Source organism: Spirillospora sp. NPDC049024 (assembly GCF_040649235.1).
Lineage (GTDB): Bacteria > Actinomycetota > Actinomycetes > Streptosporangiales > Streptosporangiaceae > Spirillospora.
Window position 1 is genome coordinate 261,979 of record NZ_JBEZFD010000008.1, and the last position, 21,733, is coordinate 283,711.

Annotated in this window: 20 protein-coding genes; 10 read left to right on the top strand and 10 right to left on the bottom strand. The window is 72.7% G+C overall.

Annotated features, from left to right (window positions below):
* Positions 1-42: 42 nt before the first annotated feature.
* From AB0C21_RS17655 to AB0C21_RS17670, 4 genes are all read right to left on the bottom strand, one after another.
* Positions 43-594, bottom strand: a complete 552-nt coding sequence (locus AB0C21_RS17655; RefSeq protein WP_500205218.1) for a dihydrofolate reductase family protein — start codon at positions 592-594, stop codon at positions 43-45.
* Between the two features lie 108 nt (positions 595-702).
* Positions 703-1,245 (bottom strand): NUDIX hydrolase, encoded by a 543-nt coding sequence (locus AB0C21_RS17660; protein ID WP_500205220.1) that lies wholly within the window; start codon positions 1,243-1,245, stop codon positions 703-705.
* A 95-nt stretch (positions 1,246-1,340) separates the two neighbouring features.
* Entirely contained in the window at positions 1,341-1,721 is a 381-nt protein-coding gene (locus tag AB0C21_RS17665; protein ID WP_149256934.1) for a VOC family protein, read from the bottom strand.
* 49 nt (positions 1,722-1,770) lie between these two features.
* Positions 1,771-2,523: an AraC family transcriptional regulator gene (locus AB0C21_RS17670; protein WP_500205223.1), complete on the bottom strand. Its 753-nt coding sequence runs from the start codon at positions 2,521-2,523 to the stop codon at positions 1,771-1,773.
* 178 nt (positions 2,524-2,701) lie between these two features.
* Between AB0C21_RS17670 and AB0C21_RS17675 the strand changes: the two genes are divergently transcribed.
* The 3 genes from AB0C21_RS17675 (at position 2,702) to ligA (ending at position 6,331) form a co-directional block, all read left to right on the top strand.
* Positions 2,702-3,109, top strand: coding sequence for a YciI family protein (locus AB0C21_RS17675; RefSeq protein ID WP_500205225.1), 408 nt, complete (start codon positions 2,702-2,704; stop codon positions 3,107-3,109).
* A gap of 5 nt (positions 3,110-3,114) precedes the next feature.
* Entirely contained in the window at positions 3,115-4,260 is a 1,146-nt protein-coding gene (locus AB0C21_RS17680) for an RNA polymerase sigma factor (RefSeq protein ID WP_500205343.1), read from the top strand.
* A 79-nt stretch (positions 4,261-4,339) separates the two neighbouring features.
* On the top strand, positions 4,340-6,331 hold the full coding sequence (gene ligA, locus AB0C21_RS17685; RefSeq protein WP_500205227.1) for an NAD-dependent DNA ligase LigA: 1,992 nt from the start codon (positions 4,340-4,342) through the stop codon (positions 6,329-6,331).
* 21 nt (positions 6,332-6,352) lie between these two features.
* On the opposite strand, the gene AB0C21_RS17690 is transcribed toward ligA, so the two are convergent.
* From AB0C21_RS17690 to AB0C21_RS17700, 3 genes are all read right to left on the bottom strand, one after another.
* Positions 6,353-7,159: an SAM-dependent methyltransferase gene (locus AB0C21_RS17690; protein ID WP_500205229.1), complete on the bottom strand. Its 807-nt coding sequence runs from the start codon at positions 7,157-7,159 to the stop codon at positions 6,353-6,355.
* A 345-nt stretch (positions 7,160-7,504) separates the two neighbouring features.
* Positions 7,505-7,978, bottom strand: a complete 474-nt coding sequence (locus AB0C21_RS17695; RefSeq protein WP_500205231.1) for an HIT family protein — start codon at positions 7,976-7,978, stop codon at positions 7,505-7,507.
* 54 nt (positions 7,979-8,032) lie between these two features.
* Positions 8,033-8,491 (bottom strand): MarR family winged helix-turn-helix transcriptional regulator, encoded by a 459-nt coding sequence (locus tag AB0C21_RS17700; protein WP_500205232.1) that lies wholly within the window; start codon positions 8,489-8,491, stop codon positions 8,033-8,035.
* A gap of 211 nt (positions 8,492-8,702) precedes the next feature.
* On the opposite strand from AB0C21_RS17700, the gene AB0C21_RS17705 reads away from it, so the two are divergent.
* The 3 genes from AB0C21_RS17705 (at position 8,703) to AB0C21_RS17715 (ending at position 13,557) form a co-directional block, all read left to right on the top strand.
* Positions 8,703-9,443 (top strand): amidohydrolase family protein, encoded by a 741-nt coding sequence (locus AB0C21_RS17705; protein ID WP_500205234.1) that lies wholly within the window; start codon positions 8,703-8,705, stop codon positions 9,441-9,443.
* A gap of 62 nt (positions 9,444-9,505) precedes the next feature.
* On the top strand, positions 9,506-11,023 hold the full coding sequence (locus AB0C21_RS17710; protein WP_500205236.1) for an acyl-CoA synthetase: 1,518 nt from the start codon (positions 9,506-9,508) through the stop codon (positions 11,021-11,023).
* A 41-nt stretch (positions 11,024-11,064) separates the two neighbouring features.
* Positions 11,065-13,557: an ATP-binding protein gene (locus AB0C21_RS17715; protein ID WP_500205238.1), complete on the top strand. Its 2,493-nt coding sequence runs from the start codon at positions 11,065-11,067 to the stop codon at positions 13,555-13,557.
* 71 nt (positions 13,558-13,628) lie between these two features.
* Here the strand turns inward: AB0C21_RS17715 and AB0C21_RS17720 are convergent, their stop codons facing one another.
* The 3 genes from AB0C21_RS17720 to AB0C21_RS17730 are packed head-to-tail and all read right to left on the bottom strand — an operon-like array spanning position 13,629 to position 15,069.
* A complete protein-coding gene (locus tag AB0C21_RS17720; protein ID WP_500205239.1) occupies positions 13,629-14,045 on the bottom strand; it encodes an LppU/SCO3897 family protein in 417 nt (138 codons plus the stop codon).
* A gap of 23 nt (positions 14,046-14,068) precedes the next feature.
* On the bottom strand, positions 14,069-14,677 hold the full coding sequence (locus AB0C21_RS17725) for a carboxymuconolactone decarboxylase family protein (protein ID WP_500205241.1): 609 nt from the start codon (positions 14,675-14,677) through the stop codon (positions 14,069-14,071).
* The gene (locus AB0C21_RS17730) at positions 14,674-15,069 is read right to left on the bottom strand and encodes a rhodanese-like domain-containing protein (protein ID WP_500205242.1); all 396 of its coding nucleotides are present in this window, start codon (positions 15,067-15,069) and stop codon (positions 14,674-14,676) included. Before AB0C21_RS17730 ends, AB0C21_RS17725 begins: the two co-directional genes overlap by 4 nt.
* Before the next feature lie 402 nt (positions 15,070-15,471).
* Between AB0C21_RS17730 and AB0C21_RS17735 the strand changes: the two genes are divergently transcribed.
* The 4 genes from AB0C21_RS17735 (at position 15,472) to AB0C21_RS17750 (ending at position 21,731) form a co-directional block, all read left to right on the top strand.
* The gene (locus tag AB0C21_RS17735) at positions 15,472-17,802 is read left to right on the top strand and encodes a sensor histidine kinase (protein WP_500205244.1); all 2,331 of its coding nucleotides are present in this window, start codon (positions 15,472-15,474) and stop codon (positions 17,800-17,802) included.
* Positions 17,802-18,182, top strand: coding sequence for a DUF742 domain-containing protein (locus AB0C21_RS17740; RefSeq protein WP_149256921.1), 381 nt, complete (start codon positions 17,802-17,804; stop codon positions 18,180-18,182). The genes AB0C21_RS17735 and AB0C21_RS17740 overlap by 1 nt, the downstream gene beginning before the upstream one ends.
* On the top strand, positions 18,163-19,479 hold the full coding sequence (locus AB0C21_RS17745) for an ABC transporter substrate-binding protein (protein ID WP_500205245.1): 1,317 nt from the start codon (positions 18,163-18,165) through the stop codon (positions 19,477-19,479). Before AB0C21_RS17740 ends, AB0C21_RS17745 begins: the two co-directional genes overlap by 20 nt.
* A gap of 185 nt (positions 19,480-19,664) precedes the next feature.
* A complete protein-coding gene (locus AB0C21_RS17750) occupies positions 19,665-21,731 on the top strand; it encodes an outer membrane protein assembly factor BamB family protein (protein WP_500205247.1) in 2,067 nt (688 codons plus the stop codon).
* Positions 21,732-21,733: the final 2 nt, after the last annotated feature.

Below are 21,733 nucleotides of genomic sequence, written 5' to 3' on the forward strand. Positions count from 1 at the left end.
ACGGCCGTTGCCGGTCTGCGACGTCGAGCCGTCTCGCGGGGCTCAGGCCTCGGGGGCGTCGGCGTTGGTGTAGACGAGGTGCACCACGCCGGTGTTCTCGAAGGTGGTCGAGGAGACCAGCTTCAGGGGGACGGTGTCGCCGTCGGTGAAGAGCTTGGCGCCGTGTCCGACGACGATCGGGTGCACGAGCAGGTGCAGTTCGTCGACCAGGCCCTGCCCGAGCATCCAGCGCACCAGCGCGGCGCTGCCCGTCGTGCCGAGGTTGGTGTCGGCCTTGAGCCTGGTCAGCTCCGCGGCGACGTCACCGTTGATCAGCGTGGAGTTCTCCCAGGCCGCCTCGGTCAGCGTGGTGGACACGACGTACTTGCGCGCGCTGTTCATGGCCTTGGTCATCGGGTCGGCCGGGTCGGCGGTGGGCCAGTAGGAGGCGAACCCCTCGTAGGTGTGCCGGCCGAGGAGGGTCGCCTCGGCTCCGCTCATCAACTCGCCGACGACGGCGCCCATCTGGTCGTCGAAGTAGGGCAGGTGCCAGGTCTCCGGCGATTCGATGACACCGTCGAGGGAGATGAAGAGGCTGGACTTGATGGATCCCATCGGGATGCTCCTTCTGCTCGCGTCCACGGCCGGGGCCATGGACGAGGACCGTCATCCACAGGTCGAACGGCGTCCCGGCGGATCGACACGGCGCCGAAGAATTCTGCGTCAGGGGTGATGCCAGGGAAGGCGGACGGGAGACACGCCGCCTCGTCCGGCGAGCAGGTCGGTGAGGAGCGCCGCGAGCCGCAGCGGGTAGACGGGTTCCGGTGCCTTCTCCAGATCGCCGACCGGCCACCAGCGGTGCTCGCTGATGTGGCGGCGTTCCACGTCGGTGAACCCCGCGGTGTCGATGTCGGTGGCGGCCGTCCGGTACAGGAAGTAGTCGTCACGGAAGACCCCGCTCACCCATCCGGGGAAGTCGGCGTATCCGGACGAGAAGGCGACGACGGGACCCAGGTCGCCGGGGGCGGCCACCAGGCCGGTCTCCTCGGAGAGTTCGCGGGCGGCGGCCTCGGCGAGCGTCTCACCGTCGTCGACGCCACCGCCGGGGGTGATCCAGCAGTGGCCCGCCTCGGGCTTGCGGTGGACGCGAGGGAACCGGAACAGCAGGATGCGCTCGGCGTCGTCCACAAGCAGCACCCTGGCGGAGCGGCGCCGGTACTGGTCGGGTTGGTACTCGTCCGTGCCGTTCGCAGCCACCGATCCCATGCCGCAATCTTGGCGTATGCCGGGTCTCGCGGCCATCGACGACCCGACGAAGCAAGGGCGGCCTCGAAGACGAGGCCGCCCTCACCGCGGCAGGTTCACCCGGAGGGGGTCCTGCGGACGATCCAGACGTGGCCGAACGGGTCGCGCAGGCGGCCCATGCGTCCGTACGGGTGGTCCTCGACGGGGTAGATCACGGTGGCGCCGCCCGCTTCCATGCGGGCGGCGACCTCGTCGGGATCGGGCACCTCGAGGTTGATGATCACGGGTGAGCGGTCGAGGCCGAGCGCGGTCGGCCCGGCGTCGACGGAGTCCTCGTCCTTCAGCGTGAACTGGACGTCCCCGAGGGCCAGCCGCACGTTGACGATCTTGCCGTCGGGCGTCTCGGAGCGCTCGGTCTCCTTGACGCCGAGCGCGGTGGTGAAGAACTCGACGGCACGGACCGCGTCGTCGACGACGAGTTTCGGAAAGAGGTTCATGGCTCCATCGTGGCGGCCGCCCGCGAGCCCCGTATTGGACGAATTTCCCTCAGAGCGGTACGTGGTTCGGCTGGCCGGGGGAGCGGGGCCGGTACTCGGTCGGCCGCAGCCCGGCGAAGTCGTGGAAGTCGCGGATCAGATGCGACTGGTCGGCGTACCCGGAGGCGGACGCCAGTTCGGCCCAGTCGACCGGCCGGTCGTAGGGGATCCGCCGGAGCGTGCGCTGGAACCGCCGGACGCGGGCGAAGCGCTTGGGCGTCAGCCCGACGCGGTCGTGGAAGAGGCCGATGAGCCGCTTGCGCGTGCAGCCGAGCCGGTCCGTCACCTCCCCGACGGGGGCGCCCCGATCGAGCGCCGCGACCGCGGCCTCTAGGGCGGGATCGCGGTCCAGGCCGCCCGCCTTGAGGAGGACCGACTCCAGCGAGTCCAGGATCTCGGCGGGGCCGCCCGCCTCCAGGAGGCGTTCCCGCACGAGCGCCCCGGAGCGGCCCCAGAGGTCGCTCAAGACGACAAGGCCGGGCTCCGCCGGGAAGAAGGGGAACGCGCCCCCTGGCTTGAACACCACCCAGGCGAGGGCCCGCTGGTCCGCCGTGTCGATCACCGAGGGCCGGGACGTCGCGCCGAGGAAGGCGGCCCCGCCGGCGCCCCCGGCGAACGCGTCGGCGTGCAGGTTGACGAACAGCTGGGCGCAGCCGGTCGGGATGGACCGCTCGCGGACGGCCGGGCCGTCCGACTCGCAATAGCCGAGGCCCGCAACGAACGGTGCGAGGGCCGGATGGGAAGGCCCGCGATGAACCTGCACGCCTCCAGCCTAAACGCGGCCGGCGCCGGGCCCCCGGGCGGACGGCACCGGCGAGATGGCACCCGCGCGGCGGAAAGTGGGGGAAGAATAATCTGGCGGGGATGTCGAGAATCCGTGCCCGGCTCCGTCCCCGCAGCGGACACGGCCACCGCGGCCGGACCGCACCGAGGAGGACCTGATGGCCAAGTACCTGCTGCTCAAGCACTACCGGGGCGCGCCGGCACCGGTCAACGACGTGCCGATGGAGCAGTGGACGCCGGAGGAGATCTCGGCCCACGTGCAGTACATGGAGGACTTCGCCGCCCGGCTGGAGGCCACCGGCGAGTTCGTCGACATGCAGGCGCTCTCCCCGGACGGCATGTTCGTCCGGTACGACGGCGAGGGCCGGCCGCCGGTCACCGACGGCCCGTTCGCGGAGACCAAGGACCTGATCGCCGGCTGGTACGTGATCGACGTCGAGACCCGGGAGCGGGCGATCGAACTGGCCGGCGAGCTGTCCGCGGCCCCGGGTGCGGGCGGGAGGCCGATCCACGAGTGGCTCGAGGTGCGCCCGTTCTTCGCCGCGCCCCCGACCATCACGGAGTGACAGAGTTGGACGAGGCCCGGCTGCGGACCCTCACCCCCACCGTGATCGGTGTCCTCGTCCGCCGCGGAGCCGACTTCGCGGCGGCCGAGGACGCCGTTCAGGACGCCCTGGTCGAGGCCGTGCGCGTATGGCCGCGGGACCCGCCGCAGGACCCCAAGGGCTGGCTGGTCACCGTGGCCTGGCGCAAGTTCCTCGACGCCGCCCGCGCCGACGCCGCGCGGCGGCACCGGGAGCTGAGCGTCGACGCGGAGCCCGCGCCCGGCCCGGGCGAGGCCGTGGACGACACGCTGCGGCTGTACTTCCTGTGCGCGCACCCGTCCCTGACACCGGCCTCGGCCGTCGCGCTCACGCTGCGCGCCGTCGGAGGCCTGACCACGCGGCAGATCGCGCAGGCCTACCTCGTCCCGGAGGCGACCATGGCCCAGCGCATCAGCCGGGCCAAGCGGACCGTCTCGAACGCCCGGTTCAACCGGCCGGGCGACGTCGCCACCGTGCTGCGCGTGCTCTACCTGATCTTCAACGAGGGCTACTCCGGCGACGTCGACCTCGCGGCCGAGGCGATCCGGCTCGCCCGGCAGCTGGCGGCCATGACCGGCCACGAGGAGGCCGCGGGCCTGCTCGCGCTCATGCTGCTCCACCACGCGCGGCGCCCGGCCCGCACCGGCCCCGACGGCAGGCTCGTGCCCCTCGCCGAGCAGGACCGCGGCCGGTGGGACACCCGCATGATCAGCGAGGGCGTCCGCATACTCCAGGCGGCCCTCAGCCGCGACCGCCTGGGCGAGTTCCAGGCCCAGGCCGCGATCGCCGCGCTCCACGCCGACGCTCCGACGGCCGAGGAGACCGACTGGGTGCAGATCGTCGAGTGGTACGACGAACTGGTGCGCCTCACCGGCAACCCGGTGGTCCGCCTCAACCGGGCCGTCGCGGTCGGCGAGGCCGACGGCCCGCGGGCCGGGCTGGCCGCGCTGGCGGAGCTCGACCCCGCCCTGCCCCGCCACACCGCCGCCGCGGCCTACCTGCACGAGCGGGACGGCGATCTGGTCACCGCGGCACGGCTCTACGCCGAGGCCGCGCGATCAGCGCCCAACCTTCCCGAACACGAACACCTCACCCGACAGGCCGCACGGCTCAACGCACGACTGCGCGGTTGAAGCACGCACGGCAGGCCTCCCGCCCCGGGCCGGGGCTCGGGCGGAGCGGACTGTCGGTGCCATCGCGTTTAATCGAGGCGTGGACGTTGGAGAGCGCATCGCCGAGCTGACCGCCCAGGTCAAGCGGCTGAACGACCTGTACTACGGCGCCGGCGACAGCCCGCTGCCGGACGCCGACTACGACGCGCTGAAGGACGAGCTGGCGGCGCTCGTCGCCGAGCACCCGGAACTCGAGCCCGCCGACAGCCCCCTCGGCAAGGTCAACGCGCCGGCGGAGCTGACCGGGCCGACCGTGCGCCATGCGCGCCCGATGCTCTCGCTGGCGAAGGCGACGAGCGAGGAGCAGATCCGCGCGTTCTGCGAACGGTTCGGCGGCCAGGTCTTCCGCGTGTCGGAGAAGCTCGACGGCCTCTCGCTCAGCGTCGTCTACACCGACGGGAGGCTCGACTACGTCGCGACGCGCGGCACCGGCACTGTCGGCGAGCTGGTGACCGAGAAGGTGCGCCACGTGATCCCCGGCCTGCCGGCCGGGATCGAGGAGCCCGGGCGCGTGGAGGTCCGCGGCGAGGCGGTGATGCTGCGGTCGGTGTGGGCGGCCTACAACGAGGCGCACCCGGAGCGGACGCTGACCAACCCCCGGTCGGGCGCCGCCGGGACGCTGGTCCTGAAGGACCCGGAGGCTGCGGCCAAGGCCAAGCGGCTGCTGCGGTTCTTCGCGTTCGGCGCCGACCGCGAAGGCGTCGCGATCGAGGTCCCGGCGGGCTTCGAGCCGGTCGCCCAGTACCTGGGCGGCGGCGCCGAGCAGGTGATGGACGCGATCCACGAGATCGGCGGCCGCCGCGACGGCCTGGACTACGACATCGACGGCGCGGTCGTGCGGCTGCACGAGCCGGCGGCGTTCGACGCGGCCGGCTTCAACAGCGCCGAGCCGCGCGGAGCGATCGCGTTCAAGTACCCGCCGGAGGAGAAGCTGACCACGCTGCTGTCGGTCGAGTGGCCGGTCGGCAAGATCGGCCGCGTCCCGCCGCGCGCCAAGGTGGCGCCCGTGTTCGTCGGCGGTGTGACGGTGGAGAACATCACCCTGCACAACCCCCGGCTCATCCGCGAGCGCGACCTGCGGATCGGCGACACGGTGGCGGTCGTGCGGCGCGGCGACGTCATCCCGTTCGCGGGCCGCTCGCTGCCGGAGCGGCGCGACGGGAGCGAGGTCGAGATCGTCCCGCCGACGCACTGCCCGTCGTGCGGTTCCGAACTGGAGGTCCGCGGCACCGGCGAGGAGCGCTGGTGCGTGAACCTGCAGTGCCCGGCACAGGCGACGCGCAGGCTGATGCACTGGGCCTCGCGCCCGGCGGCCGACATGGAGGGCGTCGGCGACGTCTGGATCGAGAAGCTCGCCGAGGACGGCGTGCTCAAGCGCCGCAGCGACTTCTACGACCTCACGGCCGAGCAACTGCTCGACTACGAGCGGATGGGCGAGGTCAGCGCCAGGAACATGGTCGACTCGATCGCCTCGTCCAAGGGGATGGGGCTGCGGCGCGCGCTGATCGGGCTGGCGATCCCGATGGCCTCCGAGGGCACGGCCAAGCGCCTGTGCCTGGCCGGCTACGAGCGCATCGAGGACGTCGCGGCGGCGACGGCCGAGGACCTGGTGGCGATCCGCGACATCGGACCGAAGGTCGCCGAGAGCATCGTGGCCTTCTTCGCCCGCCCGGACGTCCTGGAGGAGATCGCCGCGCTGCGTGAGCGCGGCGTCGACCTCGACGTCCTGGACGAGGACCGGCCGGTCGACGCGGCCGCCGCCGGCGACTCGCCGCTCAAGGGCAGCTCGGTCGTCATCACCGGCGCGTTCACCGACCCGCGCTCAGGCGCGAAGATCAGCCGGCCGGACGTCACGCGCCTGGTCGAGCAGGCCGCGGCCACGACCGCCTCGTCGGTCTCGGCCAACACCGACTACCTGCTGGCCGGAGACAACGTCGGCGCCGCAAAGACCGGCAAGGCCGAGAAACTGGGAGTCACGGTCGTCCACCAGGACGAACTATGGCGCTGGCTGACCGAATCCGGCGTCATCTGACCCCACCCGCCGCCCCGGAATTCAGCCCAGGCGGCCGATGCCGCCGTAGAGCCATTTGCCGACCTGCTTGGCCGGTTTGTCTGTTTCATCGTCTTCGGGGTTCCAGGTGTCGATGGTGACCAGGCCGGGATCGACGAGTTCGAAGCCGTCGAAGAAAAGCGCGATGTCTGACTTGTTGCGGAAGTAGATGGGGGTGGGGGTGGCCGCGTAGGCGTTCTCGATCTGCTCGACGGCCGCCGGGGCGTGCCCTTCCGTCGTCACATGCGTCGCGGCGAGGTGGCTGCCCGGCGCCAGGGCCTCGCGCAGGGGGGCCATGACGCCCTCCCGCTCCTCCAGGGTGAGGAAGTGGGTCATGGCGATCATCAGCACGCCGACCGGAGCGGCGAAGTCGATCAGCCCCGTGCTCCTCGCGTGGTCGAGGACGTCGGCGGGCCGGCGCATGTCGGCCTGGGCGACCGTGGTGAACTCGTTGGTCGCGAGGAGTGCGCGCCCGTGCACCAGGACCACCGGATCGCTGTCGACGTACACGACGCGGGCGTCCGGGACGATCTCGTGGGCTATCTCGTGGGTGTTGCCGACGGTCGGCAGCCCGGAGCCGATGTCCAGGAACTGCCGGATTCCCCGGCGCGCCATGTACCGCACGGAGCGGCGCAGGAAGGAGCGGTTCTCCTTGGCGAGCTCGCCGATCTCCGGCATGGCCCGCGCGACCCGTTCCGCGGCCTCCCGGTCGACCTGGTAGTTGTCTTTCCCGTTCAGGTAGTAGTCGTACATGCGAGCGACGCTCGGCCGAGTGAGATCGATCTCCGGTGTCGAACCACCCTCGGCCACGTGCGCCTCCGCTCAAGATCAAGTTATTGCCGAAGCGAGCCCGGCCCGCCTTCCGCAAGGCGGCCGGTCACCCGGAACGGTCGATCGCGCCCGGTGCGGCACCCTGCAACGGACGGGACATAACGAGACCTCATGGTCTCCGATAAGGAATATAGCGCGATTCCTTACGACGATGAGGTGCCGGACGAAACGAAAGTCCACATTCACCGGCGGACCGTTCGGCGAGGGCGGCCGGCAGCTCGCGGACGGTGCCGGTGCGGCAGGGGACGGGGAGCAGGCGCCGGGGGCGGCCCGGACGGCGCACGGTCCGCTGTGCTGCTGCGTGCGCTCGGCTGAGGCGCTGTCTCACGCTTCGTCCAGCGAGCGGGACAAGACGGCTCGGAGCCGCCTGCACACCGCTTCCACTTCGGTCTCGTCCGGCACCGCCCCTTCGCGGAACATCGCCATCTGCAGTGCGGGTCCGAACGCGTCGAACCGGGCCATGTCAGCCTTCACCGCAGGCTGGACCACGAAATGCAAGTGACCCGGCACGGCATTTGCATGGGACCAGAGGCATACATAGACCTGCTCCGGCTGCACGACCTTCGTCACCGCTGCGGCCACCCGCTGGAGCAACGGCCCCAGGGCCGCACTCTCGACATCGTTCAACTCGGCGACATGGACGACGTGCCGCACAGGCTTGACCACCAACGTCCCCAGGCCGAGGGGGCCCACCGAGTGCTCGACGACCCAACCCGACCACTCCGCCAGACGGCCTCCCGGAAGAGGACGGACCCCGGCAAGAAGATCGCACGCGAGGCACTCGGCGACAGGTTCCATGGGCGCAATCCTCCATGCTTCGCCGCCGATGAGGCGGCGCCTCGTACGCGGTGTTCAGGAGAGGGCGCGCCAGGCTCGGGACAGCGCTCGGCGGAACTGCTCCTCCTGTCTTGGCGACAGGTCGTCGATCATGCGCTCCTCCAGTCGGCGGACCGGCTCGGCGAGGGCGGCCAGCAGCGCGCGTCCGGTGCCGGTGAGGTGGATGGTCAACTCCCGGCGGTTGGTGGGATTGCGCTTGCGTTCGATGAAGCCGCGGGTCTCCAGGGTGCGCACCATGTCGGCCATCGACTGGGCCGTGACGAACGAGTCGCGGGCGAGATGGGCGGTGGACAGCCCGTCGTGCCGTTCCAGGACGGTGAGGGCCGTGTACTGCAATGCGGTGATGCCCGCCGGTCGGACGATGTCGTCCAGGCCGGAGCGCACGGCCAGCTCCAACCGCTTCACCATGTAGAGCAGCGACGGGGCCGCTTTGGCGCCCGCCATCGTCCGCCCGCCCGGCCGGCCGTCCGTCACTCGCCCGCTCCCCGGTTCCACGGCGCCGATCCTCTCACCGGTCCAGCGTAGACAATTGACAGGAATCCTGTTCGACATGACACTGCGAAGTAACGGGAATCCCGCCGGCAGGGGAGAGGTGACGGTGTGCGGTCGGACGGCGGAGCCGCGATCGTGAGCGGCGGCGGGCGCGGCCTCGGAGCGGCCTGCGCCGAAGGGCCGGAAGCCTGACATGGCGGGCCTCGCCATCGACGTCGACGAGCTGATCGCGATCGACGTCCACACCCACGCCGAGGTGTCCAGGGACGGGCACGCGTCGCTGAGCCCGGAACTGCTCGGGGCCTCGGAGAAGTACTTCAAGGCGCACGGGCACCGGCAGCCGACGATCGAGGAGATGGCCGCCCACTACCGGGAGCGGAAGCTGGCCGCGGTGGTGTTCACCGTGGACGCCGAGCACGCCACCGGGTGGCTGCGCATCTCCAACGAGGAGGTGGCCGAGAGCTGCGCCGAGCATCCCGACGTCCTCATCCCGTTCGCGAGCGTCGACCCGCACAAGGGGAGGGCCGGCGTGCGCGAGGCCCGCCGCCTGGTCGAGGAGCACGGCGTGCGCGGGTTCAAGTTCCACCCGAGCATTCAGGGCTTCGCCCCCGACGACCCGCTCGCCTACCCGCTGTACGAGGCGATCGAGGAGCTGGGCGTCCCGGCGCTGTTCCACACCGGTCAGACCGGCATCGGCGCGGGGGTGCCGGGCGGTGGCGGCATCCGGAAGTACTTCCCGCCGCAGCTCGTCCGCTATGCCAACACCCTTCTCAAGGACAAGGTGCTTTTCGGCTCCGACTATCCCGTCATCTCCCCGGACCGCTGGCTCGCCGACTTCGGTGCGCTCGAGATCAAGCCGGAGGTACGACCCAAGATCCTCAAGGACAACGCCGCCCGCCTGCTCGGCCTCGGCGCCGGCAAGGAGCACCGATGACCCACCGCAACCGGGATGGACGAGACAACGCCTGAACGGGGCGTCCCGGATAGGGGGACGAGATGCTGAACCTGGGAACGGGCTCGTGGCCCATGCGCAGGGCGCGGCGCGCACCGGAGCGGGTCGCGCTGCGCTACCGGGGCCGGGAGATCACCTTCGGCGAGGTCGCCGAACGGTCGACCCGGCTGGCCCACGCCCTCGCGGAAAGGGGCCTCGAGAAAGGCGCCCGGGTCGCCTACCTCGGCCACAACCATCCCGCGTTCGTCGAGTCGATGTTCGCGGCCCACCTGCTGGGCGCGGTCTTCGTGCCGCTGAACTTCCGGCTGGCCGCCCCCGAACTCGACTACATGCTGGGGCAGTCCGGGACCGAGATGCTGATCCACGCGCCCGAGTGCGACACGGCGGTCCGCGAACTGGAGTCGTACACCGGAGCCAGGGTGCCGCTGGCCTCGGAGTACGAGGGCCTCCTCGCCGGCGGAGCGGCCGAGCCCATCGACGTCCCGCTCGGGCTCGACGACCCGGCGCTCATCCTCTACACCTCGGGCACGACCGGCCGGCCGAAGGGAGCCGTCCTCACCCACGGCAACCTGGCGTTCAACACCTTCAACATGTTCATCGACGTGGACATCCGCGAGGACGAGGTCGCGCTCGTGGCCGCGCCCCTCTTCCATGTGGCGGCCCTGAACCAGTTGCTGCTGCCGACCTTCATGAAGGGCGGCACGTCGCTGCTGATGGACGGCTGGGACGTCGACGGCTGCTTCGACGCGATCGAGCAGCAGGGCGTCACGTGGGTCTTCGGCGTCGCGGCGATGTTCGCGGGGCTGGTCCAGTCACCGCGCTGGGCCGCGGCCGACCTGTCCTCGCTGCGCCACGTCATGTCGGGCGGCGCGCCGATCCCCACGTCGCTGATCCGCGCGTACCAGGAGCGCGGCATCGTGTTCTGCCAGGGCTACGGCCTGACCGAGACGGCGCCGGGTGCCACCTTCCTCGGCGCCGAGGGCAGCATCGAGAAGGCCGGTTCCGCGGGCACCCCGTGCTTCTTCGCCGACGTCAAGACCGTCCGCCCGGACCTGTCCGAGGCCGGTCCCGGCGAACCGGGCGAAGTTCTGATCAGCGGGCCGAGCGTCACCCCCGGCTACTGGGACGACCCCGGGGCGACCGCGGCCGCGTTCACCGCCGACGGCTGGTTCCGCTCCGGCGACGTGGCCTTCCGTGACGAGGACGGCCACCTCACGATCGTGGACCGGCTCAAGGACATGTACATCTCCGGCGGTGAGAACGTCTACCCCGTCCAGATCGAAGCGGTCGCCGCCGGCCATCCGGCCGTCGCGGAGTGCGCGGTGGTCGGTGTCCCGGACGAGAAGTGGGGCGAGGCGGGGGCCGCCTTCGTCGTCGTCCGCCCGGGGGCGTCGCTCGTGCCCGACGAGTTCCGCGCCTTCCTGCGCGAGCGCCTGGCCTCCTTCAAGGTGCCGTCCCACGTGCACCTGGTCGAGCAGCTGCCGCGCACAGGCTCCGGCAAGGTGAGGAAGTCCGCCCTGCGAGCCCGGTACGCGACCGCATCCCGTCCACCGACCGCGTGAACCTGTGGGGATCCGTCCGCTGAGAACGGGATACTCCAAGAGTGGGATCGGACGTGTTTCCGGACGAGCTGCGGGCGGCGGGGGTGACGCCCCGCGAGCTGGAGATCTTCTGGCTCGTCGGGGACCGCCTGCACAACCGGGAGATCGCCGACGCCCTGCACGTGTCGGAACGGACCGTGGAGAGCCACGTGTCGGCCCTCCTCCGCAAGCTCGGCGGCGCGGACCGGCAGGCCTCCCCGAACCGGCAGGTCCTGGTCGAGGCGGCGGAGCGGCTGAAGGCGCTCCGGGACGCCGCGCCCCGGCCCAAGCCGATCTCCTCGTTCGTCGGACGGGACGAGGAGATCGACGACCTGCGCCGGCTCGTCGGCGCCAACCGGCTGGTGACGCTGACGGGGCCCGCCGGGACCGGCAAGACCCGGCTGGCGCTGCGACTGGCGGACCTGGTGACCGCCCTGCCGCCCGCCGTCCTGGTCGACCTCGCCCGCGTCCCGCGCGGGCAGAACGGAGAACGGGAGTTCGCCGACGCCCTCGGCCTCGTCGCCGGGGACCGGGGCCGCCCGCGCGCCCGGATCCGCGCCGCGCTCGCGAAGGGGCGGCACTGGCTCCTCGTCGACAACTGCGAGCATGTGGCCGACGGCGCGGCGGCGCTGCTCGCGGACCTGCTGGCCACCACCCGCGGCCTTCATGTGCTGGCCACCAGCCACGGGCCGCTGCGGGTGGCGGGGGAGGTCGTGTACGAGATCCCGCCGCTGCCCGTCCCTGGGGAGGGGAACGATCCGGCCGCCGTGCTGAGCGCGGCGTCCGCGCGGCTGTTCGCCGACCGCGCCGCCGCGGTCTCGCCCGGCTTCGCGGTCACCTCGGACAACGCCCGCCACGTGGCGGTGATCTGCCGCCGGCTCGACGGCCTGCCGCTGGCGATCGAACTCGCGGCCGCCCGGACCCGCGTCTTCTCCGCGGCGGAGCTGCGGGCCCGGCTGGACGACCGGTTCGCGGTGCTGACCGACGGGGCGCGCGGAGCCCCGGCCCGGCACCGCACCCTGGAGGAGGCGCTGAACTGGAGCTACGAGCTCCTGAGCGGGGAGGAGCGGCTGCTGTTCGAACGCTGCTCTGTGTTCCCGGCGGCGTTCGACTACGACACCGCGACCCGGGTCCTGGGCTACCCGCCGCTGAGCCCGGCCGTCCTCGTCCAGGTCTTCCCGCGCCTACTGGACCGCTCGTTGATCTCGCGACGCCGGCAGGACCAGGCGACCGAGTACTGGCTGCTCGACAGCGTCCGCCAGTTCGCGCACCGGCGACTGGAGGAGAGCGGGGCCGCCGAACGGGCACACGAGCAGCACGCCCGCCACCACCTGGGGCAGGGCGTGGCCGCGCTGACCGGCCTCTGCGGGCGCGACCAGGCCGCCGCGCTCCGCTGGTTCGGGCGCCACTGGGCGGACCTGCGGGCCGGGATGCGGTGGGCCCTCCAGCAGCCGGAGCCGACCGTCGCGTGGGAGTTCCTCGCGGGCATCTGCACCGGATGGGAGGTGCTCGGCGCCCGCGGCGAGCTCTTCGAATGGCTCGACACGCTGCTCGAGCGTCCGCTCCCGCAGGGCTCCCTGGGCGTCCGAGCCGCGATCACCTGCGCCTTCCTGCTCGACTACCAGGACACCGAACGGGCGCGGGCGTACGCCGAGCAGGCGTACGAGCGCGCCGAGAACGCCTCGGAGCACGACCGGGCGCTGGCCCTCCTCGCCCTCGGCTGGACGGCGAGGGCGGCGGCGGTGGCGCAGGGCAGCGAGTTCGAGGTCCTCGAACGGGCCGCCGCCCTCTTCGAGCGGCTGGACGACGACTGGCACCGCGCGCTGGCGCTGTTCCGCCTCGGGCTGGCCGTGCCGGACACCCCGGCCGCCCTGACCCGGCTGGCGGAGGCCGCCGACCTCTTCGACCGACTCCACAACCCGGTCAAACGCTCCAACTGCCTCTTCCATATGGCCAACCTCGCGATCGAGGACCGCGTCCGTCTCGACGAGGCCGCGACCTGGCTGGCCGAGGCCGGCCGGCTGGCCGGGACCAGCGGCAACGAGCACGAGCGCCTGCACGCCGAGATCGCCCTCGCCCGGCTCGACCAGGCGCGCGAGGACCACGCCGCCGCCGAACCCCGGTTCACCCGGCTGCTCGCCGAGTTCCGGCAGATCGGCGACCTGCGCTGCGCGGCGCGGTGCCTCCACGGCCTCGGCGGCGCCGCGGCCTCGGCGGGCGACCACGGACGGGCCCGGCGGCACTTCGCCGAGGCCCTCGAGATCGCCGTGGGCCTGGGCGACCGGAACGTGCTCGTGACGAGCCTGCTCCTGCTCGCCGACTCCGACCACGCGACGGGGCGTCCCGACCGCGCCGCCATCCTGCTGGGCGCCGCCGAGAATCTCGCCCCGACGCCCACCGAGACCCCGGAGCCGCCGCTCCGGACCGCCCTCCGCGAACGCCTGGGACCCACCGATTTCGCCACGGCCCTCGCCACCGGCCGAAGCACCCCGCTCACCGCACTGCGCTCACTGTGAGGGAGTCGGCGGCGCTCATGTAGTTCTTGTCTTTCGCTACCGTGCGCCCGAGTGGCCGAGGAACCGTCCGGTCACGGCCCCGTGAGGCGGCCGAGGCACAGGACATAGCCTTCGCCGCCGACCTCGCCCTTCCAGAAGGCGCTCGTGGCACCCGGGAAGGGACGGCAGATGGTGCTCGAGCCGACGGAGAACTGAACCTGCGTCTTGTTCTCGACCTTGCCCACCACCTTGAACGCGGCGTTGGAGTCGGTGCACCTCACGACCTTGACGCTGTCGCCGTCCCGGGCGACGCAGTCCCCGGCCTTGGCCGATTCAGGGGCGTTCTTGGTGGCAATCCGGACGAGCACGAGAGCACCGACGATCGCGAGGAGGAACACCAGCCCGGCGATGCGCTTCGCGGCCCTTCCCTTGCGTGCGCGCGGCGGAACCGGCGGCTGGTACTGATACGGCTGACCAGAGGTCGGGTACGGAGTCGGAGGGTTCGCCATCACGGCCACCTTCATCGGAGTCGTCAGCTGGGCTTCGAGGGCTCGTCCTCGATCGGACGGCCGTAGGTCACGGCGTCGAGGACGGCCGGGGGAGCGGTGGTGCGGAAGGCGGCGTCCGGACGTGCGCCGAGCGCGCCGTTGACGGTCGAGAACGCGATGCGCAAGGCCGCGAACACCGTGATCGCGAAGATCTGGGGATCGTCCCAACCGGCGTCGCGCAACTCCTGGACGTCTTCCCCGGCGGTGGCGTGGGGGCTGCCGGCGACCTTCCGCACCCAGCCGGCCATGGCCCGCTCCCGGGCGGTCAGCCCGGTGTCGGTGCCGCGGAGCACGGCGGCGGCCGTGTCCGCATCGCCCGCCTCCGCCAGCCGGGAGCCCCAGGCCAGCGAGCAGTACGAGTCGCCGGCGGCCGACGCGCACGCCGCGACGAGGACGCCCCGTTCCCGGAAGCTCAGCCCGGCCGCCGTGCCGGCCTCCCGGAGCAGCTCGAAGAGCCCGGCGACGAGGTCGGGCCGGTAGGCCCACAGCCTGGAGGTGTTCATGACGTGACCGGTGTCGGCGACGTCCTCGTCGAACATGCGCCGCGCCTCGTCGGTCGGGGGAGGGGCGGCGAGGAAGCCGATCTCCTTCATCGCCGTTCCGCCGCGAAGGTGACCGGCCGCCCCTGCTCCTTCCACGCGGCCAGCCCGCCGTCGAGATGCGCGACGTCGGTGTAGCCGAGTGCCTGCAGCGTCTGCGCGGCCAGCGCCGACCTGCCGCCGGAGGCGCAGTAGAGGATCGTCCGCGCGGAGGGGACGAACTCCTCGCGGTGGTATGGGCTGGCCGGATCCGCCCAGAACTCCAGCATTCCGCGGGGTGCCGCCACCGCGCCCGGAATGGCGCCCTCGCGCCGGACCTCGTCGGGCTCGCGGAGGTCGACCAGCGTCACCCCGCCGCCCTCCAGGGCGTCGGCGACCTCTGGCACCGACATGTTGCGCACCTCGTCCCGTGCGCGAGCGACCAGGTGCCGGACGGAACCGCTCATTGCCTCACCTCGAACTCTCGGGTGTCCTTGCCTTCCATCTGACAGGGGTCCGGCACGAGGCGCATCCGTGCTCAGTACGGAGACGGCCTCCGTGGAGCGCCGCCGCGCGCGTCCCGGGAATCGCGGGCGCGGTCCTGGTCCCGCGATGGCCGGCCACGCCGGTTTCGGGATTGGACCTCCCGGCGTCCGGCGGCCCCTTGCCTCCGGTGGACCGCTGGCCGGATCGCGCCATTGACCTGGCATATCGCCAAATAACACGAATGTAACAATCCAAGCCAATGGCGCAAAAAGGGCGAGTGGTTCGCCATGGTGGGCTACGTTCGGCAGCGCAAAAGTGAGCTGCGTCACAGTGATCAAGCGCGGATCGGCGGGACGCGGACGCTGCCGGCGACGGGAGGCGTGATGGCGCGGCGAGCACGTTCGGTCCGGACGAGAATCGTCACCCTCCTCGTTCCCCCGATCATCGCGCTGGTCGCCCTGTGGGCCTTCGCGGCGGCCACCACGCTCGGGGACGCCCTGCGGCAGGCGCGGTCGCGGACCTTCACCGAGAAGGTCGTCCGGCCGACCGACGCGATGATCGACACGCTGCAGGACGAGCGGCGCATGTCGCTGTCCTACCTCGGGGACGACTCCACCATCGGCCGGTCGGGCTTCGACGCCCAGCGGGCGAAGACGGACCGGACCAGGGCGGCGTTCCGCAGGTCGGCCGCGGACCCGTCCATCCGCGGCGCGGCCACCCCCGAGACCCGGCGGCGGATGGTCGCTCTGGCCGCCTCCCTGACCGACCTGGAGAACGTCCGCGACTCGGTCGACCGGCGGCAGATCAACCGCGCGCAGGCCCTGGCCCGCTACACCGGGTTCATCGACCAGGCGGCCGAGATCTACGACGAGACCCGCTCGTCCGACGAGCGCATCCTGCGCGACACGCGGGTCCTCGACCTCCTGGAGCGGGCGAGGGAGAGCCTGTCGCGGGAGGACGCGCTGATCACCGGCGCGCTGACGGCGGGAAGGCTGAGCGAGGACGAGCACCGGTGGCTGGTGGAGCTGGCCGGGACCCGGCGCTTCCTCTACGGCGACTCGACCGGGGCCCTGGCCGACGGCGACCGCCGGCGGTACGAGGCGATCATCGCCGGGCCCGAGTTCACCCTGTTCCAGCAGCTGGAGAGCCGGCTGATCCAGGTGGGCCCCACCGAGGGGCGCCCGCCGGTGGACGTCGGAGCCTGGCACACCTCCACGGAGGCGGTGGACATCCAGCTGGCCGAGCTCTCGTCCCGGATCCGCACGGCCACCGCGGCGCGGGCGGCCGACAAGGCGGACGCGGTGCTGCTCCGCCTCGCGCTCGCCGGCGGCGTCGGGCTCCTCGCCGTGGTGGCCGCCATCGTCATCGCGGTCCGGATGGGGCACCGGCTGATCCGGGAGAGCCGCGGCATCGCCGACGCGGTCGCCGCCTTCACCCGGGACCGGATCCCGGCGATCAGCGAGCGGGCCCGCCGCGGGGAGCCCGTGCCCGGGGAGGAACCCGGGCCGGCGACCGAGTTCGCCGTCACCGAGATCGGCAGGATCGACGCCGCGTTCACCGAGGCGCGCATGGCCGTCGTCCGTGCCTCGGAGAGCGAGGCGGCCGCGCACAAGCGCATCAACGACGTGTTCCTCACCCTCGCGCGGCGGAACCAGTCCCTGCTGCAGCGCCTGCTCGGCCTCCTGGAAGGGATGGAGCGCGACACCGAGGACCCGGACGCCCTGGCGGCCCTCTTCGAGCTCGACCACCTGGCGACCCGGATGCGCCGGCACGCGGAGGGCCTGGTCATCCTGTCCGGACGGCCGTCCGGGCGGAGCTGGCGCCACCCGGTCCGGCTGATGGACGTCGCGCGCGCGGCGGCGTCGGAGGTGGCGGACTACACCCGGGTCGAGGTCGTGCCGATGGGACGCACGGCCCTGTCCGGCCGCGCCGTCGCCGACACCATCCACCTGCTGGCCGAACTGATCGAGAACGCCGCCGTGTTCTCCCCGCCCACCACCAGGATCCGGGTGACCGGCGGGGAGGCCGCGCACGGTTTCGCGATCGAGGTCGAGGACCGCGGGCTCGGGCTCTCCGCCGAGGAACTGGAGCGGCTGAACGGGCTGCTCGCCACCGATCCCGAGCTCGACTTCGACGACTCGGTCCGGCTGGGGCTGTTCGTCGTGGCGCGGCTCGCGGCCCGGCACGGCATCAGGGTGGTCCTGCGCTCCTCGCCCTACGGGGGCGTCGTCGCGATCGTGCTCATCCCGCACGAGCTCGTCGTCGAACCGCCCGCCATGGGGGAGGGAAGCGCCGAGGACGGCTCCGGCGAGCACAGGTCGCTGGTGGCCGTGTCCGGCATGGCGGAGGCGGCCGGGGAGGGGCATCGGGCCCGGTCCGCTTCCGGACCGGTCCCGGCCGTCGAGGGGGCGGCCGCCCCGGACCCGCTCGCCTTGGAGGGAGGCCGCGAGGAGAGCGGCGCGGGGACCGAGCAGGAGGCCGAGGGCGAGCACGGACTGCCCAGGCGGCAGCGCCAGCGGAGCCTCGCCCCGCAGCTCCGCGAGGCACCGGCCGAGCCGGGCGGCGCCGCACCGGTCGACCGGCCCCCGGAGGCCGCCGGGCACCTGCTGGCCGAGATGCAGAGCGGCTGGCGGCGCGGCCGGGCCGAAGCCGGCGGCGACGCCGGCCCGGCCGTCCCCGGGACCCAGCCGCCGCCCGGCTCCGGCGGTGAGTAATGCCCGGGGAACCGGACGAACTGTGGGTCGACGAGCAGGCCGGGCCCGTCGTCCGCCCCTTCGCGGTGGCGAGGGGCAGGACGCGGCAGCGGGGCGCCGCGCTGGACCTCATCGCGGTGGTCGTCACCGCCGAGGTGCCGATGCCGGACCCCCGGACGCTCGGACCGGAGGACGAGCAGATCCTCGAACGCTGCCTGCGGCCCCGGACCGTCGTCGACCTGGCGGCGGACCTGCGGCTGCCGGTCGGGGTCGTCCGCGTGCTGCTGAGCGACCTGCTGGACCGCGGGCTGGTGACCGTACAGCGGCCGGCGGCGCCCCGGACGGGGCCCGCCGACCGGCGTCTTCTGGAGGAAGTGATCAATGGTCTCCGTGCGCTGTGACCTGCCGCGGGTCAAGGCCCTGCTGGCGAGCGCCGTGCTGCTGGCGACGCTGGGGACCGCCGGATGCGGCGACTCGGACGGCCTGCTCGCGTCCAGCGCGCCGGGAGTGACCCGCGAGCCCTGCCCGCACGCGGTCAACGAGGGGCACGGCTGCATCTACCTCGGCACCCTGTCGGATCTGAGCGACGGGCCCTTCAAGGCGCTGGGGGTCCCGGTCACCCGGGCGCAGCGCGCCTTCTGGGACCGCGTGAACCGGCAGGGAGGCATCGCGGGCTACGACATCGACGTGGTCACCTACGTCCGCGACAACCACTACGACCCGCGGGTGCAGGCCAGGGCCTACAACGAGATCAAGGGCAAGGTGCTCGCGCTGGCGCAGACGCTCGGATCGCCGGTGACCGACGCGATCCTCGGCTCCCTGCGGGCGGACGCGATGGTCGCGCTGCCCGTGTCCTGGACGTCGAAGTGGGAGTTCGAGGACAACATCCTGGAGTCGGGAGCCTCGTACTGCTTCGAGGCGATGAACGGCGTCGACTACGGCGCCGACCACCTCAGGGCCAAGAGCGTCATGGCGGTCCACTACGCCGGGGACTACGGCGACGACGCGGCCGCCGGGGCGAGGATCGCCGCCGCGGCGCGCGGGCTCTCCTTCACCGACGTGCCGACCGCCCAGGGGCAGCCCGGCAAGAGCAGCGCGGAACAGGAGGAGGCCGTGCGGGCCATCCTCAGGAAGAAGCCCGACCTCGTCATCCTCACCACGAGCCCCGTCGACGCGGCGACCATCATCGGCAAGACCGTCCGGGGCGGCTACCCGGGGCATTTCATCGGCGACAACCCCACGTGGTCGAAGGGCCTGCTGCAGAGCCCCGCGATCGACGCGATGAAGGAGCGGTACATCCAGGTCGCACCGTGGAAGCCGTTCGCGACCGATTCGCCCGGCCACGCCGCGATGCGGCAGGCGGTCGGCAGGGTCGAGCCGGACGACGCCTACACCACCGGATGGGTCCTGTCCTACCCGCTGAAGGCCGCCCTTCAGCGGGCGATCGAGGACAAGGACCTGAGCCGCGAGGGACTGATGAAGGCCGTGCGCTCCATCAGGTTCGTCGACTACGAGGGCATCCTGCCCGCCGAGGCCGGGAACTCCTCCGGCTCCCCGAACTCCTCGGCGTTCCGGCAGACGGTGCTCGGCCGGCCGGACCAGCACGAGTTCACCGGCATCAAGGTGATGACGGACTTCGCGGCAGGCCCGACCGCCCGGAGCTACCAGCTGAACGCCCCCTGCTACACCACCGGCTGACGGGCGCCCTTCTCCCCGGCTCGGGCAGGGGGCGCAACGGCCCGGCGAAAGTCCGCTCCGTCTGGGAGAATCCACCGGTCTCACCGCCGATCCGTGCGAACGGGGCGGTGCGCACCGGCATCTCACTCCACGGACGATCATGCGGTCCGCGGAGGGCGCGGGACGGGGAGAGAGGGTGGGCGGGCATGGAGCCGCTGCGGTCCGGTGATCCACGGCGGGTCGGCGGCCACCGGCTGCTGGGCAGGCTCGGCACCGGCGGCATGGGCCAGGTGTTCCTGGGGCGTTCGCCCGGCGGGACGCTGGTGGCGGTCAAGCTCGTCCACCCCCAACTGGTCGAGGATCCCGGCTTCCGGGCGCGGTTCCGGCGCGAGGTCGACGCCGCCCGGGCCGTGAGCGGCGCCTTCACCGCGCCCGTCGTCGACGCCGATCCCGACGCCGCCCTGCCGTGGCTGGCGACCGCGTACCTGCCGGGCGTCCCGCTGGATTTGGCGGGACCGCTGCCGGCCCCCGCCGCCGTCGCGCTGGGCGCCGGGCTCGCCGAGGCGCTGGTGTCGATCCACCGCGCCGGCGTCGTGCACCGCGACCTCAAACCGTCCAACGTCATCCTGGGGATCGACGGGCCCAAGGTGATCGACTTCGGTATCGCCCACGCCGCGGACGCCGCCGCCGTCACCCAGGCGGGCTTCGCCGTCGGGTCCCCGGGCTTCATGGCGCCGGAGCAGGCCCGCGGAGCGCCGACGGGGCCGGCCGCCGACGTCTTCTCCCTCGGCGCGGTGCTGGTGTTCGCCGCGACGGGCGCCGGCCCCTACGGGCAGGGGCCGCCCCACGTGCTGATCTACCGCGCCGTGCACGAGCGGCCGCGGCTCGACGCCGTCACCGACCCGGCGCTGCGGGCCGTGGTCGAGGCCTGCCTGGACCCCGACCCCTACAGGCGGCCGACCCCGGACCGGCTGCTCCACCAGCTCGCCCCTCTCGTGCCGCAGAGCACCGACCTGCACGGCGTCGGCTGGCTGCCGGACACCGTCGCCGCTCGCGTCCTCCAGGCCGGAACGGACGTGCCCGACCTCCCGCGCACGGTGCCCGGGACGGGCGGGGCGCCGGGGCGGCGGCGGTTCCTGCTCCTGGGCGGGGCGGCCGCGGGCGTCGCGCTGGGCACCGGGGGAGTCGTGGCGCTGGTCCGGGCACTCCAGGAGCCTTCGGACGGGCCCGGCGCGCGGACGCCGACCGTGCCGTCCGCCGCGTCCTCCGTGCCGTCCGCGCCCGCTCCCATGCGAGACGGCAAGGTGCTGTGGAAGCGCTTCTCCGGCGACGAGTACCTCATCTCCACACCGGCGGTGGCCGGCGGACACGTCTTCGTGGGCAGCGAGAAAGGGGGGCTGCTGGCATTCGACGCCAAGTCCGGCAAACCGCGGTGGAAGTACCGGACCGCACGGCGGATCGTCACCGGCCCCGCCGTCGCGGCGGGCCTCGTCTACGCGCTTTCCCAGGACGGTGTCCTGCACGCGGTCGACGCCCGCACGGGCAGGCTCAGATGGCAGCGTACGGTCGGGGGCACCCAGGCGGACCCCATGGTCGCCGGGGGGCTGGTCTACTGCGGCGGCGACGCCCTCTACGCGCTCGACGCGTCCGGGGGCGCGGTCCGATGGCGGCGCGGCGGGGCCGAGCGGACGCCCGCCGTCGCCGACGGGGCCGTCCACGTTCCCGGCCGCAAGAGCCTCTCCGCCTACGACGCGTCCAGCGGCCGGCCCCGATGGACGTACCCGTCCCCCCAGGGCGTCCAGGACACCGCGGCGGCGAACGGCATGGTCTGCTTCGCCGACTTCCAGGGCGAGAAGGTCCACGCGGTCGACGCCCGTACCGGCAAGCGGCGCTGGACGTTCGACATGGGCGAGACCGCCACCTCCCGCCCGGTGGTGACCGACGGCCTGGTGTACGTGTGCGACTACGGCGGGAAGGTCTCCGCTCTGGATCCCGCCACGGGGACGATGCGCTGGCAGGTCCAACTGGACGGGCAGGTCCACGAGAACCCCGTCCTGACCGGCGGCGTCCTGTACGTCCCGAGCGGGGTCTACTCGGACGGATGCGTGTACGCGGTCGAGGCCGCCACCGGCCGCAAGGTGTGGCGGTTCCAGACCGACGAGGGCATCGAGTCCGGTGTGGCCGTCGGGGACGGGATCATCTACGCCGGCTGCAAGGACGGGTACCTGTACGCTCTCGACGCGCGCGGTGGATCAAGCACCGCGACCGGCTGAGA